Genomic DNA, 17,439 nt, shown 5'->3' on the forward strand with positions numbered 1-17,439 from the left:
GATTAGCTCCTCTGGGTTTTGCTCAGCCACATTTCATTCATCGCCCCGCCGCGGATCTGCATCGGGTAAACATGCTCCGTCTCATCGACCGTCACATCGACAAACACCAGACGATCCCGAATCGCTAATGCCTCGCGCAGCTTCTCTTCCAACTCATCGGGATGACGGATAGCAATGCCGACGTGACCGTAGGCTTCTGCTAAGCGAACAAAATCGGGCAAGGATTGCATATAGGATTGGGAATGACGCCCGGCGTAGATGATATCTTGCCACTGCTTCACCATCCCTAAGAAACGGTTATTCAGGTTGACCACAACGATCGGCAGATCGTACTGCAGTGCCGTCGATAACTCCTGAATATTCATCTGGATACTACCATCACCGGTGATACACAGCACCGTAGCCTGTGGCAACGCCAGGCGTACGCCGAGCGCCGCAGGCAAGCCGAATCCCATGGTGCCCAACCCACCCGAGTTGATCCAACGCCGAGGGTGATCGAAGCCATAGTAGAGCGCGGCAAACATCTGGTGCTGGCCGACATCGGAGGCAACATAGGCCTCGCCGTTCGTTAGGCGGTGTAGCGTCTCGATCACCTGTTGCGGCTTGATCCGTTGCCCATCGCAGGCATAACGCAGACACTGGCGTTCGCGCCACTGGGCGATCTGCTGCCACCAGTCACGCACACTGTCGAAATCCTGTTGATTATCCCCCTGTGCCAGTAACGCCAGTAACACCGCCAAGACATCGCCAGCATCGCCGACAATCGGCACATCGGCGGTGACGGTTTTCGAGATCGAACTGGGATCAATATCGATATGTACCACCGTAGCCTCGGGGCAATACTTGGCTAAATTATTGGTGGTACGATCGTCGAAACGTACCCCGACGGCGAAGATCACGTCGGCATGATGCATCGCCATATTGGCCTCATAGGTGCCGTGCATGCCCAGCATTCCCAGACACTGCGGATGCGAGGCCGGGAAGGCACCCAATCCCATCAGTGAGGTCACGACGGGTAAGTTAAGCTGCTGAGCCAGCGCCCGTAACGCAGTATGACACTCGGCACTGATCACCCCACCACCAGCGTAGATCACCGGGCGACGAGCTGCCAACAACGTCTGTAGTCCTCGCTTAATCTGACCGCGATGCCCCTGGCAAGTCGGATTATAGGAGCGCAGGCTTACCTGCTCTGGGTAGCTATAGGGATATTTCTGTGCCGGATTGAGGATATCCTTGGGCAAATCGACCACCACCGGCCCCGGTCGCCCGCTACTGGCCAGATAGAAAGCCTTCTTCAGCACCGTGGGAATATCCTCGCTACGCTTAACCAGAAAACTGTGCTTCACCACAGGGCGCGAGATACCGACCATATCGCACTCTTGGAAAGCATCGTTACCGATCAACGATGAAGCCACCTGACCGGAAAGCACCACCAGCGGTACCGAATCCATATAGGCGGTGGCAATCCCGGTGATAGCGTTGGTCGCTCCCGGCCCAGAGGTAACGAGCACCACGCCCACCTGCCCCGTCGCACGAGCATAACCATCAGCCATATGCACCGCGCCCTGTTCATGCCGTACAAGAATATGCTCGATACCACCGAGGGTATGCAGCGCATCATAAATATCCAGTACGGTACCGCCCGGATAACCAAAGAGGTGTTTGACACCCTGATCGATCAGCGAGCGAACCACCATCTCGGCTCCCGATAATCTCTCCATAGCCTGTGACTCCTGCCTGCGTGGCTGAACAAAGACGGCGCTACCGCCGCGCGCAGCGGCACCCTGATCATGTTATGCCGCAATGTGGTTACATTAACGTCACTTTTCCGACGGAGCAAACGGCCTCGTCGGACAAAAAAGTCGCATGATGCAGAGAACTCTGTGGCGAAGGATATCGGGCAGATAAAACACTGAAAGTCATAGCAGGTAGCCCCTGCTTATGACTGAAAGGAGGCGAAATTCAGAGGTTAATCATAGTGGCGTCGGCAGCGTATCTCCGCCGACGCCCTCGGCGATCAATGTTCCAGATACATGGACTCGATCTCCTGATGATAACGGCTCAGGATGATCTTACGGCGCAATTTCAGCGTCGGCGTCAATTCGCCCAACTCCATGGAGAAAGCCTGTGGCAACAGGGTGAAGCGCTTGACCTGTTCAAACTTGGCTAACTCTTTTTGCATCTCCGCCAGACGCAGTTCGAACATCTCCACGATATGGCTGTGACGCAACAGATCGAGACGATCGTGATACTTGAGATTGATCGAACGCGCATACTCTTCCAACGCATCGAAACACGGCACGATCAACGCCGAAACAAACTTACGGGCATCGGCGATCACCGCCACCTGCTCAATAAAGCGATCTCGTGCCAGCGTCCCCTCGACCAATTGCGGCGCGATGTACTTGCCATTGGAGGTCTTCATCAGATCCTTCAGGCGTTCGGTAATAAACAGATTTCCCTGGGCATCCAACGCCCCCGCATCGCCGGTCTTCAACCAGCCATCGGCGGTGAAGCTCTGTGCGGTCTCCTGCGGCTTATTGAAATAGCCGCGCATCACGATCGGGCCGCGCACTTGGATCTCATTCTCTTCGGCGATACGCACCTCGATGCCGGGCAGAGGACGGCCGATAGAGCCGAAGCGGAAATCGTGCTCTTCCCAACAGGAGACGGTGGCACACGTTTCGGTCATCCCATAGCCATACTTGATATTTAGCCCCAACGCTTGGAAGAACAGGATCACCTGATCATCCAACTTGGCACCGGCGGCAGGCAAGAAGCGAACGCGCCCACCGAGGATATCGCGCAGCTTACCGAGCACCAAACGATCGGCAGCACGATGCATCGCGGCCATCATACCGCTTAATGGACGCCCCGCCCGCTCACGCAGAAAACGTTGCTCACCGCACCATACCGCCCAGCGGAACAGTTGACGACGCAGCCAGGGGGCCTGAGCCACCTTGGCCTGCACGGCGCTAAAGATCTTCTCATAGAAGCGTGGTACCGCACACATCATCGTCGGACGCACCGCTTGCATCGCCTCACGGACTAGATTGGTATCGTGCAAATACACATTCTGCGCCCCGCTATGCATCACATAGAAACTCCAGGCGCGTTCGAACACATGGGAGAGCGGCAGGAAACAGAGCGAGACATCCTGATCGCTGACGTTCAGACGAGCATCATGCAGGTAAAGCTGTGCCGCCAAGTTGCGGTAATCCAGCATGACCCCCTTCGGCTCACCCGTGGTACCGGAGGTATAGATCAAGGTAAACAGATCATCGAGTGTCGCCTCGGCGATACGCTGCGCCAATGGCTCGGCATAAATCTCATGCTCGGCATGCGCTAACTCATCCAGATGACAGGCTATCTCGCAACCCCGCAGATCGACATCACGCGTCAACACGATAATGTGACGCAACTGAGGGCAATCACTACGTAATGCCAACACCGCATCATATTGCGCCTGGCCATCGACAAACAGGATTCGGACACTGGCGTCATTGAGGATATAGGCCGCCTGAGACGCCGTGTTGGTCGCATAGATCGGTACTGTCACCGCGCGCAGATGGAGGATCGCCAGATCGGCCAGCGACCACGCAACGGAGTTATGGGCGAAGATAGCCACCCGCTCTTGAACCTCGACGCCCCAAGCCAGTAGCGCGCGGGCTAGACGCGAAACCTGCGCCCCCACTTCACGCCAGCGATAGGCAAAATCGGCCGTTGGCGACCAATCACGCAGCGCGATGCGATCCGGTGAGTTATGAATCTGTCCTTGAATGCGGGCTACCAGGTGATAATTCTCTAACGCTTTGATCATTCGGTCCATTCATCGTAAGAACGCGGTACTGCCGCGATATACGCCCACCTAAACTAGGCCGATTTCAGCTTACAGGTGTGCACTAAATTCGCGCGCAGTCTACCGTTTCCTGTGCATGAATCAACCGTTATCGCCTGGAAACGTGTGCGCAACCATAGATTTTCGCTCATCGCCGGCGACGATTCTTCGCGAAAGCTCGATGAATAACGACCAGAATAATCCTCTATACAACGTGCATAGGGCAGCGATTGCTGCCCGTTTACCTATCCGCGGCACTGTTGCCCGAAATCGCTCATCAACTGACGCAACCAAACATGGGCGCTATCACGCTCGGAGGCTCGGTGCCAATTGAAGAAGCAGGTGCGCCGTGTCTCGAGCTCAACCAAGGTAACGGCGCGAATCTGCAGGTAATCGGCATATTGATCCACCATCCATCGTGGTGCGATCGCCACCATTTCCGTCTTCGAGACCATACTTAATACACTGCTTAAGTCCGTACCTTGGTAAGCCATCTGGCGAAATAGATCGGTATGCACATAAAAAAAGCGGCTGACACTGGAGAATTGATTAATACTGACCACGGCATGTGACTCCAGCAATAAATTACGTAGTGTGCATTCCGCGCCGATACGTGGATGTGCTTGAGCCACGGCGAGTACAAACTCATCCTCAAACAACGCCTCACGGCAAAACTCATCACCAGGTAGATCCTGATAATCGATCAGGAAATCACTCTCCTGGTAGCGTAATTTACGCTCAATCTGCTCATTCACCAGTGAATCAAAGTTGACTTGTACCCGCGGCGCATACTGTTTAATCTGTTTAAGCAGCTTAGCCGTCAGTAAGATATCCAGTGGACTCGTGATGGAAATATTGAACAAGCGCTCGCTACTTTCCGGTTTAAAGCGCGCACCAGGTAACTCATTGCGTACGATCTGCAGTGCCTGACGAACGGGGCCAAACAACTGATAAGCCCGGTTAGTCGGGCGGATACCTCGCCCATAGCGCATAAATAGTTCATCGTTAAACATCAGTTTTAAACGAGCTACCGCATTGCTCACGGCGGGTTGAGTCATATTAAGTGAACGTGCGGCGCGGGTAATACTCTGTACCTGCATCACGGCATCAAATACCGTCAACAGGTTAAGATCGACATTTCGCAGAGTATTCTCCGCCGTATGATGGCCTTCAACCGAGGTCATCTGAGTATCCTGTTCCGTCTCTGTCATGGCAACCTCCCTGCGCGTTTACCCTGGTTCACCGGTATAGTTACCGGATATAAATTCGTTTATTCTGATTATTTGAAAAAATAAGTCATTATGTAAGGTTATAAATATTAGACTGTAGTATAAGAAAAATAGTTACAATAACTTATCAAACAAATATTCTATAGATTAATAGTGTAGCTGTACTTAATTATTAAGAAAGTAGCATTAAATAATTTCAGATTATTCATTTAGGTGGTTTTTATTTTTATCTAAACATATTTACAAATTTTTATGTTTTTTATCTCTCGATACATCAAAACGACGCCGCAGAAACAATTTATCCTTCTGGTTTTATCCAATTTTGCAAAATAACCTCTTGTCGATAAGCCGGAGCATGCGCCGTCTCACAACAGCGATGTGTTGACAAGGCAAAAACTATCCAGTATCACTTTATATCAATCGGTGATTCACAATGGGTAACGTTATGATGTTCATACGCCAGAACCTACTACTACTTATTCTCGCAGAGGCATTGCGCGGATGGCGTATGGGCGGAGGTTACCAGTAAATCCCCCACCCGATCTACCAACCCGCGCAATAGCGCGGGTTTTTTTTTTAGTAAAAACACGGCGCGGCGCTTTACGACAGGGAACTATTTCGAGGAATGGAACGATGAGCCAACAGGTAATCATTTTCGATACCACGCTGCGCGACGGTGAACAAGCCTTGCAAGCCAGCCTGAGTGTTAAAGAGAAACTGCAGATCGCCCTGGCGTTAGAACGCATGGGGGTCGATGTGATGGAGGTGGGCTTTCCCATCTCCTCCCCCGGCGACTTCGCTTCTGTACGCGCCATCGCCCAACAGATCAAGCACAGCCGAGTATGCGCCCTGGCGCGCTGCGTCGAGGCCGATATCGACGCCGCCGCCGAGGCGCTGAGCGTCGCGGAAGCCTTCCGCATCCATACCTTCTTAGCCACCTCGACCCTGCACCTGGAGTCTAAACTGCGTCGCTCATTTGACGATGCCATCGCCATGGCGCGCCAGGCGATTCAACGGGCCCGTCGCTACACCGATGACGTCGAATTCTCCTGCGAAGATGCCGGGCGTACCCCTATCGATAACCTGTGCCGCATCGTCGAAGCCGCCATCGCGGCGGGCGCTAAGACCATCAATATTCCCGATACGGTCGGCTACACCACCCCCTACCAGTTTGGCGGCATCATCCATACCCTGTTCGAACGCGTCCCCAACATCGATCAGGCGGTGATCTCCGTTCACTGCCACGACGATCTGGGGATGGCTTGTGCCAACTCAATCAGCGCAATCCAGGCTGGCGCACGCCAGGTAGAGGGCACACTGAATGGGATCGGGGAGCGCGCGGGCAACTGTGCGTTAGAGGAGGTGATCATGGCGATCCGCACCCGTGCCGATCTGTTGCAGGTGCATACTGCCATCCATCACCCAGAGATCTATCGCACCAGCCAACTGGTGAGCCAACTGTGCAACATGCCGATTCCGGCCAATAAGGCGGTGGTCGGCGCCAACGCCTTCGCTCACTCCTCGGGTATTCATCAAGACGGTGTACTGAAGAATCGCGAAAACTACGAGATCATGACCCCAGAATCGATCGGATTACCGCAGATCCAGTTAAACCTGACCTCCCGCTCCGGACGCGCCGCCGTCAAGCATCGTATGGAAGAGATGGGCTATCGCGAGGGGCACGACTTCGATCTGGAGCGGTTGTATCAAGCCTTCCTGCGCCTGGCGGACAAAAAAGGCCAGGTCTTCGACTACGATCTGGAGGCATTGGCCTTTATCGACCGCCAACAAGAGGAAGCCGATCACTTTCGCCTGGAATACTTCAGCGTGCAATCGGGCAGCAGTGTGATGGCCACCGCCTCGGTAAGGCTGGCTTGCGGCGATGAGATCCGTGCCGAAGCGGCAACCGGTAACGGTCCCGTCGATGCCGTCTACCAGGCGATCACCCGTATCACCGACATTCCGGTCGATATCGTGAAGTATCAGTTATCGGCCAAGGGGCAAGGCCGCGATGCGCTGGGGCAGGTGGATATCGTCGCCGAGCACCAGGGTCGACGCTTCCATGGCGTCGGGCTGACCACCGATATCGTCGACTCCTCCGCCCAAGCCTTAATCCATGTATTGAACCATATCTGGCGCGCACGTCAGGTCGAGCAGGAGCGTCAACGCCTGCATGCCAGCGCTCACTCCGCCACACAGACGACTAAGGAAGCCTTGTAACAATGAGCCATCACCATCATATTGCCGTATTGCCCGGCGACGGCATCGGCCCAGAAGTCATGGCACAGGCCCATAAGGTCATGGATGCCATTCGCAGCCGCTTCGGTCTGCGTATCACCACCAGCGAGTATGACATCGGCGGTATCGCCATCGATCGTCATGGCACTCCGCTGCCCAAGGCCACCTTGCACGGCTGTGAACAGGCCGATGCCATCCTATTCGGATCCGTCGGCGGGCCGCGTTGGGAGCACCTGCCGCCGAGCGAACAGCCGGAGCGCGGCGCCCTGTTGCCACTGCGAAAACACTTCAAGCTGTTCTGCAACCTGCGCCCGGCGCGCCTCTATCCCGGCCTCGAGGCCCTGTGCCCACTGCGTGCCGATATCGCCGCGCGTGGCTTTGACATCTTATGTGTGCGTGAGCTGACCGGGGGGATCTATTTTGGGCAGCCGAAGGGGCGCGAAGGACAGGGGATGCATCAGCGTGCCTTTGACACCGAAGTCTACTATCGCTTTGAGATTGAACGCATCGCCCGTCTCGCCTTCGAGGCGGCAGCGACACGCCGCGCTCGGGTCACCTCCATCGATAAAGCCAATGTGTTACAAAGCTCGCTGTTATGGCGTGAGGTCGTCAGCGAAATCGCGCGTGATTATCCCCAGGTCACGCTGAATCATATGTATATCGATAACGCCACCATGCAGTTGATCAAAGATCCTAGCCAGTTCGACGTGCTGCTGTGCAGCAACTTGTTCGGCGACATTCTCTCCGATGAGTGTGCCATGCTGACCGGATCGATGGGGATGCTGCCCTCAGCCAGCCTGAATGAACAGGGCTTCGGCCTGTATGAACCCGCAGGCGGCTCGGCGCCGGACATCGCCGGAAAGAACCTGGCCAATCCCATCGCCCAGATCCTGTCGCTGGCGTTGCTGCTGCGCCATAGCCTGGCAGCCCCCGACGCCGCCGCGGCCATCGAGCGTGCGGTCAACCAGGCATTGAGCCAAGGCATCGCCTGCGCCGACCTGACCCCTCAGGGGACGGCGGCCAGTACCGACGAGATGGGCGATGCCATCGCTCGACTGATCATTCAGGAGGCCTAACCATGGGTCAGACACTGTATCAAAAACTGTATGATGCTCACCTGGTGCGCCAGGCCGAGGGGGAGACCCCGTTGCTGTATATCGACCGCCACCTGGTACATGAAGTTACCTCACCGCAGGCCTTTGACGGACTGCGCGCTAAGGGACGCCGTGTGCGGCGCCCCGAGCTGACCTTCGCCACCATGGATCACAATGTTTCCACCCAGAGCCGAGATATCCATGCCTGCGGCGAGATGGCACGCATTCAGATGGAGACCCTAATCGCTAACTGCCGCGAATTCGGCATCCAACTGTACGATCTGCACCATCCCCTCCAGGGGATCGTCCACGTCATTGGGCCGGAACAGGGAATGACCCTGCCGGGCAGTACCATCGTCTGCGGTGACTCCCATACCGCCACCCACGGCGCCTTCGGCGCGCTGGCGTTCGGCATCGGGACCTCCGAGGTAGAGCATGTCTTAGCCACTCAGACCCTCAAGCAGGGGCGAGCGCGGACCATGAAGATCGCGATCGAGGGCGAATGTGCCGTCGGGATCAGCGCCAAAGATCTGGTGCTGGCGGTGATCGGCCACATCGGTCACGCCGGCGGCACCGGTTATGTGGTGGAATTCTGTGGCCCGGCAGTGGAGGCGCTATCGATGGAGGGGCGCATGACGCTGTGCAATATGGCGATCGAGCTGGGTGCCAAGGCTGGGCTAGTCGCCCCGGACGAGACGACCTACGCCTACCTGCGTGATAAGCCGTTCGCACCACAAGGTGAGCAGTGGCGGCAAGCGGTCGACTACTGGCGTACGCTGCGCGCCGATCCGGACGCACATTACGATCGCGTCGTCACCCTGCAGGCCAGTGAGATCGCCCCACAGGTAACGTGGGGCACCAATCCCGGCCAGGTAATCGCCATCGATACGCCGATCCCCCATCCCGATACGCTGGCCGACCCGATCGCCCGCGCCTCGGCCTGTAAGGCATTAGCCTATATGGATCTGCAACCCGGCGTGCGCATGAGCGAGATCGCCGTCGATCGGGTCTTCATCGGTTCCTGCACCAACTCACGCATCGAGGATCTGCGCGCGGCCGCCGCCATCGCCCGCGGGCGCCGTGTCGCGCCTGGCGTGCAGGCCATGGTGGTTCCTGGCTCCGGCCCGGTCAAGGCGCAGGCCGAGGCGGAAGGGCTAGACGTGATCTTTACCGAGGCGGGTTTCGAATGGCGCCTGCCGGGCTGTTCCATGTGCCTGGCTATGAACAACGACCGCTTAGGCGCGGGAGAGCGCTGCGCCTCAACCAGCAATCGTAATTTCGAGGGGCGTCAAGGCCGTGGTGGGCGCACCCACTTGGTCAGCCCAGCCATGGCCGCCGCCGCCGCCATCTGTGGCCACTTCGCCGATATCCGCCAGTTCCAGGAGGGGAACCATGACTGAATTCATTCGCCACACCGGCATCGTGGTGCCCCTGGATGCCGCCAATGTCGATACCGATGCCATCATTCCCAAGCAGTTTCTGCAGAAGGTGACGCGTAGCGGATTTGGCCGCCATCTGTTCCATGACTGGCGCTTCCTCGACGACGCAGGCGAACGCCCGCATCCCGACTTCGTCCTTAACCAGGCCGCCTACCGCCAAGGCAGCATCTTGCTAACACGAGAAAACTTTGGCTGTGGCTCCTCACGCGAACACGCCCCCTGGGCGCTGAGTGACTACGGCTTTCGGGTGATCATCGCCCCCAGTTTTGCCGACATCTTCTATAGCAACGCCTTAAACAGCCAACTGCTCCCGATTACCCTCAGCGAGGCGCAAATCGACACGCTGTTCGCCCTGGTCAACGCCGCGCCGGGCATCGCCTTCAGCGTCGACCTAGAACAGCAGACACTGCAGGCAGGAGAACAACGCTATCCCTTCCATCTCGATCCGTTCCGGCGCCATTGCCTGATGCGTGGGTTGGACAGCATCGGCCTGACCTTGCAACATGAGGCGGACATCGCCGCCTATGAGGCACGCCGTCCCACCTTCTTGCGTTAAGCACACGGCGGGCCGGAAACCCGACCCGCCGTGCTCATACCGCGTTCAGCACCCCCCTCGATAGCCAGCTCGATTACCAGTAGCCCAGCCAATGCCACCATAGGCTACCGACGCTCAGCCACAGCGTCAGGTTCACCACGCTGAGAATGAAACCGGTCTTCCACCATTCGCCTAGCGTGACATAGCCAGATCCAAAGATGATCGGTGCGGTACCGGTAGCGTAATGCGTCAGCGACATCATCAACGATGAAGAGAACGCCAGGACCAAGGCGAACAGTGCCGGCGGTACCCCCAACGCTAAACCGGCGGCGAAGAAGGCGGCAAACATGGCGGTAATGTGCGCCGTGGTACTCGCAAAGAAGTAGTGCGCGTACACATAGACCAAGGTCAACAACACCATCGCGCCGACCCAATGCATCCCCAGGCCATCGATCAACAGGCTGACACTCTGCGAAAGCCAGGCTATCAAGCCGAGTTTGCCGAGGAACGTCGCCATCATCACCAACGCGGCAAACCACACCACCGTGTCCCAGGCACCTTTACACTTCAACAAGTCATCCCAGCTGAGCACCCCGCTACACAGCAGAATAGCCAGGCCAATGAAAGCGGCGGTGGTGGCGTTGACCGACCAGCCTGCACCTAACAGCCAAGCGGGAATATCGGCCCAGAGCACCAACAACAGGATAAATACTGCCAGGGTGATCTTCTCCGCCAAGGAGATCGGCCCCAACGCCCGGAGACGTTCTCGTGCGAAGCCCGGCGCATCGGGGGTATGACGGATCTGCGGTGGATAGAGCCAGTAGACCACCAGCGGCATCAGCAGCAGCGATAGCAGCGCAGGCAGTAATGCTGCCAATGCCCAGGCGCCCCACGATAACTCAAACTCATGGCCCGTTCCTTTAGCGATGAGATTGACAATCAATGGATTGGGTGCCGTAGCAGTGATAAACATCGCCGAGGTGATCGGGTTAATGTTGTAGTTAACCAAAGAGAGATAACGGCCGATCTTCTCTGTCGATCCAGGGCGTGGATGCGAGTCAAAGCTGTCGGCGATGGAACGCATGATAGGATGAATAATGCCGCCGCCACGAGCGGTATTACTCGGGGTCACCGGCGCCAACGACGTCTCCGCCAATGCCAGACCATAGGCGATGCCGAGTGTCCGCTTGCCACACAGCGCGATGAACCAATAACCGATGCGCTCGCCCAACCCGGTCTTGTTCAGGCTCTGTGACACCATGATCGAAATACCGATAAGCCAGATCAACGAATTGGAAAAACCGCTCAGCGCATCATTCAACGCCGCCGCAGGCTTGCCGGGATTGGTGACCCCGGTCAGCGCCACTAAGGCGATGGCCACTACCGAAACGGCGCCGATGGGCAACGCCTTACCGATAATGGCGGCGATGGTGCCGACGAAGAGGGCCAACAGCTGCCAGGCATTTGGGCTCACCCCTGTGGGGGCGGGAATAATAAACCAGATCGTCAAGCCGATAACTAACGCGATCAATGCAGGTAACGGTTTTAACGGCGTGAGTCGCTCCATTTTTTCCATGCGATGCCATCCTTATACTTTTTTATTGTCGATTCGATGGACACGCCCGGCCGCAACCTATCCAGCTATCGGGCGAGTGTCGCGTTAGCATAGCAGCGTTCACGATGGCGACGATGAAAAAAGCGCAGGCAGGAGAAGGGCATATGAAGTACGGCACATTTTTATCTGCCAACCGCTCGCCCCGAACAGAAAAATGCCGACGATCAACGATCGCCGGCCGGTGAAAAGCACCTTTACTCAGAAACACTCTTCGATGTCGGAGAGATACCCTCTTTCATCTGTTGCCATTATCTGCGTAATATGAGGAAAGAAAAATGGATGACTTTTAGCGAAGAGATCCTCATTTATGTCGACACCCCGGCTGCAACACCAATTCATTCGTCTGTGGCAACACTGTCAGGGGCAGAGTTGTCACACCACCCTGGCACAGCTGGCTGAGGCGCTTAATTGCTCGCGTCGCCATGTCCGTACCCTGCTCAATACGATGCAACAACAGGGTTGGTTACACTGGCAGGCCGCCAGTGGTCGCGGTAAACAGTCCCATCTTAGCTTCCAACGTAGTGCCCTAGAGATGCAGCAACTGCGTGCCGAGGAGTTGATGGAACAGGACCACTTCGAGCAATTAGTGCAGTTGGTCGGCGACCGTGACAGTGCGCGCCAGATGCTGCTGGCTCAACTGGGACGCAGTTTTCGCCAGGGGCGCCATATCCTACGTATCCTCTACTATCGTCCTCTCCTCGGGCTGTTACCCGCCTCGCCGCTACGCCGTTCGGAGACCCATCTGGCGCGCCAGATCTTCAGCGGCCTGACGCGTATAAATGAGGAAAATGGGGAACTCGAATCCGATCTGGCCCACCATTGGCAGGCACTCACCCCATGTCACTGGCGCTTCTACCTACGCCCGGCGATTCATTTTCATCACGGGCGAGAGCTCACCATGGCAGATGTCATCGCCTCCTTGGAACGCCTACGCCCACTCCCGTTGTTTCGCCACATTGCCCGCATCGACACGCCTACGCCCCACGTGATCGATATCCATCTGCACGAGGCGGACGCCTGGTTACCCTGGTTACTCGGCAGCGTGCCCGCGATGATCCTGCCACAGGAGTGGCAGCAGATGGCGGACTTCGCCCGCCTGCCGAGTGGTACGGGCCCCTATCAGGTAGTTCGTAACACGCCGTATCAGTTAAAGATCCGCGCCTTCGACGCCTATTTCGGCTACCGAGCATTGATCGATGAAGTCAACATCTGGGTATTGCCTGAGATCTCCGAGGAATTGGTACATGCCGGGGTACAACTCCAGGCCGAAGGCGGTGGCGGTGACGAGTTAGAGAGCCGCCTGGAGGAGGGCTGCTACTTTATGCTGTTCGACCAGCGCAGCGCGCAGCTACGCGATCCCGCGGTACGCGCCTGGCTGTGCCAGACCATCAGTCCCATCGCCTTGCTCAATAACGCCAGCCCTCTGCATCAGCGCTATTGGTCCCCCGCCTACGGCCTGTTGCCACGCTGGCACCACAACAAGATGCTCGCTATCGCCCCCAAGCCGCCACAACTGACGCATCTGCGCGTCACCGTCTATCGCGATCACTCCGAGTTTCACGCCATCTATCAGGCACTACAACCGCTGCTGGGCGCCCATGGCGTCACGCTGGAAATGCAGGAAATCGATTATGAGCGCTGGCACCAGGGTGAGGCCTGTAGCGATCTGTGGCTGGGCAGCGCCAACTTCTACCTACCGCTAGAGTTCTCCATCTTCGCCATGCTGTACGAGATGCCGCTGCTCGCCCACTGTAGCGGGCTGGATCTGGCCCAAGAGGCCCGCCGTTGGCGGGAGCAACGTCTCGCGATGGCCGAGTGGAGCCAACAATTAATCCAACGCCATCTGCTTCACCCCCTATTCCACCACTGGCTCAAATTGCACGGCCAGCACAGCATGCGCGGCGTACGCATGAATACCTTAGGCTGGTTCGACTTTAAATCTGCCTGGTTCGCCCCGCCGGAGCATCCCCCGTCTCCCGAGGATTAACAAACGGCTTTCTAAACCCGCACCTGCTCTTTACAATAAGCGCCTGTCTCAACGGGGTGCCCGCTATCGATGCGGGCTGAGAGCATACCCGTCGAACCTGATCCGGTTAATACCGGCGGAGGGATTTGAGAGAGCCTGCTGCTGCTCAAAGACCTTTGCCACCACCATTAAGGGAGTGCAAAGTGTTAAACAAAATCTGGCCACTGTTGGCCCTATTAGCCGCGCCATTGCTGGCGCACGCCGCCGATAAACCCGTCCTCACCGTCTATACCTACGACTCATTCGCTGCCGATTGGGGGCCTGGGCCAAAGATCAAGCAAGCCTTCGAACAATCCTGCCAATGCGAGCTGAAACTGGTGCCACTGGCGGATGGGGTCGCCATCCTCAATCGCCTGCGCATGGAGGGGAAGAAAAGCCCGGCGGATGTGGTGCTCGGCTTAGATAACAACCTGTTAACCTCCGCTCAACAAAGTGGACTGTTCGTCCCCAGCCAGGTCGATACCCGAGCACTGACGGTACCGGGCGGCTGGCACGATACGACCTTCGTCCCCTACGACTACGGCTACTTTGCCTTCGTCTACGATCGCCAGAAGGTGAAGACCCCGCCCACCAGCCTGAAACAACTGGTCGAAGGGCCAGAGAAGTGGCGCGTCATCTATCAGGATCCTCGTACCAGTACCCCGGGATTGGGCCTACTGCTATGGATGCAGAAGGTGTATGGCGATCAGGCCCCCGCCGCCTGGCAGAAGCTAGCGCAGAAGACCGTCACCGTCACCAAAGGCTGGAGCGAGGCCTACGGCCTATTCCTGAAGGGAGAGGCGGATATGGTGCTGAGCTATACCACCTCGCCGGCCTACCACATCATTGAGGAGCACACCGATCGCTACGCGGCCGCGCCATTCGCCGAGGGGAACTATCTCCAGGTCGAAGTGGCTGGCATGCTGAAACATAGCGCCCAACCGGCGCTAGCGCATCAATTTATGCAGTTCATCACCACGCAGGCCTTCCAGGAAGCCATTCCAACGGGCAACTGGATGTACCCGGTGACGGCGGTACCGCTGCCCCCCGCCTTCGCGGACTTGCCCAAGCCGCAGACAGCGCTCAGCTTTACGCCCGCTGAGGTTGCCCAACACCGAGCCGAGTGGATCCGCGCATGGCAAAACGCCCTAAGCCGCTGATCGCCGCCTGGCTATGGCCAGGGATGGTGGCCGCCACGCTGCTATTAGCGGTGGCGCTGTTGGCCTTCGGCGCCTTATGGCACAGCGCACCGGCCAGCCATGCCCGCTCGCTGTGGCACGATGCCTATCTGTGGCATGTGGTGCGCTTCAGCTTCTGGCAGGCCGCGCTCTCGATGCTACTGTCGCTGCTACCGGCCATTGCGCTTTCCCGCGCCTTGTTTCGCCGCCGCTTCCCCGGCCGCACCCTGTTGCTACGGCTGTGCGCCATGACGTTGGTGCTGCCGGTGTTGGTGGCGGTGTTTGGGTTACTGAGCGTCTATGGGCACCAAGGTTGGTTGGCTCGGATCTGTCACGCGCTAGGCCTCGACTACACCTTCAGCCCGTACGGGCTCACGGGCATCCTGTTGGCGCATGTCTTCTTCAACTTACCGCTGGCGACCCGCCTGCTGCTTCAGGCTCAGGAGGCCATACCCGCCGAGCAACGCCAGCTAGCGGCCCAACTCGGCATGTCCTCCTGGCAGATCCTACGCTGGGTCGAGTGGCCCTATCTACGCCGCCAACTCCCCCCGGCTGGGGCGCTGATCTTCATGCTCTGCTTCTCCAGCTTCGCCACGGTTCTCTCCCTCGGCGGCGGCCCTCAGGCTACCACCATCGAGCTCGCCATCTATCAGGCGTTAAGCTATGACTACGACCCGGCGCGAGCCGCTCAGTTGGCGCTGTTACAGTTGAGTTGTTGCCTCGGGTTAGTCCTATTGAGCCAGCGTCTATCCGGCGCCCTGCCCGTCGGCCACAGTCAACGCTTAGTCTGGCGCGATGGACGCGACTCGGGCTGGCAGAGGTTCACGGATGTACTGACCATCGGCCTCGCCCTGTTGCTGTTGCTGCCGCCGCTACTGGCGGTGATCACCGATGGCGTGAATCAGGCATTCGCTAGCGTCTTGCACCAACCAGCGCTGTGGCAAGCGCTATGGACGTCGCTGTATATCGCCTTGGGCGCCGGCGTGCTGGCGGTGACCCTGACCATGATGCTGCTGTGGAGTAGTCGTGAGCTCACCTTGCGCGGATTACGCTGGCGGGCGCAGGGTATGGAGCTATGCGGCATGCTGATCCTGGCGATGCCCGGCATCGTGTTGGCTACCGGTTTCTTCCTGTTACTCAACGCCAGCATCGGCTTGCCTGACTCCCCGGCGTTACTGGTGATGGCGACCAATGCGTTGATGGCGATCCCCTATGCCATGAAGGTGCTGGAGTATCCGATGCGCGATCTGGCCGAGCGCTATGATACGCTGTGCCTGTCACTGCGCATCACGGGGCTCAACCGCCTACGCTGGATCGAGTTACGCGCCCTACGCCGTCCGTTAGCACAAGCGCTGGCCTTCGCTTGCGTCCTATCGCTGGGTGACTTTGGTGTCGTCGCGCTGTTTGGCAATGAACAGTTCCGCACCCTACCCTTCTACCTGTATCAACAGCTCGGTGCTTACCGCAGTGCCGACGGCGCCGTTACCGCCCTGCTGCTGTTATCGGTCTGTCTACTCCTCTTTAGCCTGCTGGAACGCCTACCCGCAGGGAGAACATCGCCATGATCCGCCTGGATGATCTGACCTACCAATACCAACAACAGACGTTGCGCTTTACACTGCACGCCGCCGCCGGCGAGCGTATCGCCATCCTCGGGCCCAGTGGGGCAGGGAAAAGTACCCTGCTGAGCCTGATCGCTGGCTTCCTGACGCCACACAGCGGCGCGCTCGATCTCAATGGGCGCGACTGCCGCCAAACGCCCCCCGCCAGCCGCCCGGTGTCGATGCTGTTTCAGGACCATAACCTGTTTGCCCATCTGACCATCGCCCAGAATCTGGGGTTGGGATTGGATCCCGGCCTGCGACTGAGCGCCGAGCAACAGCGCCAGCTAGCCCTCATCGCCGAACAGGTCGGCATCAGCACCTACCTGACGCGCCTGCCCGGACAACTCTCCGGCGGACAACGCCAGCGCGCCGCCCTGGCGCGCTGCCTGCTACGTCATCAGCCGATCCTGCTGCTGGATGAACCCTTCTCCGCCCTCGATCCGGCTCTGCGGGCGGAGATGCTCACCCTACTGGAACAGGTCTGTGCACAGCAGCGTCTGACACTATTAATGGTCTCGCACAATCTGGACGATGCACAGCGTATCGCCCCACGCGCGCTGATCGTCGATGAAGGTCATATCGCCTACGATGGCACTACCGCCGCGTTACTGGCGGGGAGTGTTCCTGCGGCCAGCTTGCTCGGCTGCTCGGCATCCGCCTAACA

Annotated in this window: 12 protein-coding genes and 1 riboswitch; of the genes, 8 read left to right on the forward strand and 4 right to left on the reverse strand. The window is 57.9% G+C overall.

Going from position 1 to position 17,439, the window contains the following annotated elements; translation table 11 throughout:
• Positions 1-2: 2 nt before the first annotated feature.
• The 3 genes from ilvI to leuO form a co-directional block, all read right to left on the reverse strand.
• Entirely contained in the window at positions 3-1,721 is a 1,719-nt protein-coding gene (gene ilvI / locus DCL27_RS13450) for an acetolactate synthase 3 large subunit (RefSeq protein WP_035598218.1), read from the reverse strand.
• Between the two features lie 296 nt (positions 1,722-2,017).
• Positions 2,018-3,820 (reverse strand): AMP-dependent synthetase/ligase, encoded by a 1,803-nt coding sequence (locus tag DCL27_RS13455; RefSeq protein WP_005294841.1) that lies wholly within the window; start codon positions 3,818-3,820, stop codon positions 2,018-2,020.
• 263 nt (positions 3,821-4,083) lie between these two features.
• Positions 4,084-5,049 (reverse strand): transcriptional regulator LeuO, encoded by a 966-nt coding sequence (gene leuO / locus DCL27_RS13460; RefSeq protein ID WP_005282599.1) that lies wholly within the window; start codon positions 5,047-5,049, stop codon positions 4,084-4,086.
• Positions 5,050-5,700: 651 nt separating this feature from the next.
• Between leuO and leuA the strand changes: the two genes are divergently transcribed.
• From leuA to leuD, 4 genes are read left to right on the forward strand one after another with little or no spacing between them, the layout of a single operon-like run.
• On the forward strand, positions 5,701-7,287 hold the full coding sequence (leuA, locus tag DCL27_RS13465) for a 2-isopropylmalate synthase (RefSeq protein WP_035598220.1): 1,587 nt from the start codon (positions 5,701-5,703) through the stop codon (positions 7,285-7,287).
• 2 nt (positions 7,288-7,289) lie between these two features.
• Positions 7,290-8,381: a 3-isopropylmalate dehydrogenase gene (gene leuB, locus DCL27_RS13470; RefSeq protein ID WP_005282595.1), complete on the forward strand. Its 1,092-nt coding sequence runs from the start codon at positions 7,290-7,292 to the stop codon at positions 8,379-8,381.
• A gap of 2 nt (positions 8,382-8,383) precedes the next feature.
• A complete protein-coding gene (leuC, locus tag DCL27_RS13475; RefSeq protein ID WP_005282592.1) occupies positions 8,384-9,799 on the forward strand; it encodes a 3-isopropylmalate dehydratase large subunit in 1,416 nt (471 codons plus the stop codon).
• On the forward strand, positions 9,792-10,394 hold the full coding sequence (gene leuD, locus DCL27_RS13480) for a 3-isopropylmalate dehydratase small subunit (RefSeq protein WP_005282576.1): 603 nt from the start codon (positions 9,792-9,794) through the stop codon (positions 10,392-10,394). Before leuC ends, leuD begins: the two co-directional genes overlap by 8 nt.
• 73 nt (positions 10,395-10,467) lie before the next feature.
• On the opposite strand, the gene DCL27_RS13485 is transcribed toward leuD, so the two are convergent.
• Positions 10,468-11,940 carry a DASS family sodium-coupled anion symporter gene (locus tag DCL27_RS13485; RefSeq protein WP_035598230.1) on the reverse strand — a complete coding sequence of 491 codons (1,473 nt, stop codon included), beginning with the start codon at positions 11,938-11,940 and terminating at the stop codon, positions 10,468-10,470.
• A gap of 355 nt (positions 11,941-12,295) precedes the next feature.
• Between DCL27_RS13485 and sgrR the strand changes: the two genes are divergently transcribed.
• The 4 genes from sgrR (at position 12,296) to thiQ (ending at position 17,437) form a co-directional block, all read left to right on the forward strand.
• The gene (gene sgrR / locus DCL27_RS13490; protein WP_035598223.1) at positions 12,296-13,975 is read left to right on the forward strand and encodes an HTH-type transcriptional regulator SgrR; all 1,680 of its coding nucleotides are present in this window, start codon (positions 12,296-12,298) and stop codon (positions 13,973-13,975) included.
• Positions 13,976-14,017: 42 nt separating this feature from the next.
• Positions 14,018-14,117: riboswitch (TPP riboswitch) on the forward strand.
• Positions 14,118-14,157: 40 nt separating this feature from the next.
• Positions 14,158-15,153 (forward strand): thiamine ABC transporter substrate binding subunit, encoded by a 996-nt coding sequence (thiB, locus tag DCL27_RS13495; RefSeq protein WP_035598224.1) that lies wholly within the window; start codon positions 14,158-14,160, stop codon positions 15,151-15,153.
• Positions 15,129-16,736, forward strand: a complete 1,608-nt coding sequence (thiP, locus tag DCL27_RS13500) for a thiamine/thiamine pyrophosphate ABC transporter permease ThiP (RefSeq protein ID WP_047060421.1) — start codon at positions 15,129-15,131, stop codon at positions 16,734-16,736. The genes thiB and thiP overlap by 25 nt, the downstream gene beginning before the upstream one ends.
• Positions 16,733-17,437 (forward strand): thiamine ABC transporter ATP-binding protein ThiQ, encoded by a 705-nt coding sequence (gene thiQ / locus DCL27_RS13505; RefSeq protein WP_109691485.1) that lies wholly within the window; start codon positions 16,733-16,735, stop codon positions 17,435-17,437. The genes thiP and thiQ overlap by 4 nt, the downstream gene beginning before the upstream one ends.
• Positions 17,438-17,439: the final 2 nt, after the last annotated feature.

Origin of the sequence: Edwardsiella tarda ATCC 15947 = NBRC 105688, from assembly GCF_003113495.2 — a bacterium.
GTDB classification, from domain to species: Bacteria; Pseudomonadota; Gammaproteobacteria; order Enterobacterales; family Enterobacteriaceae; genus Edwardsiella; species Edwardsiella tarda.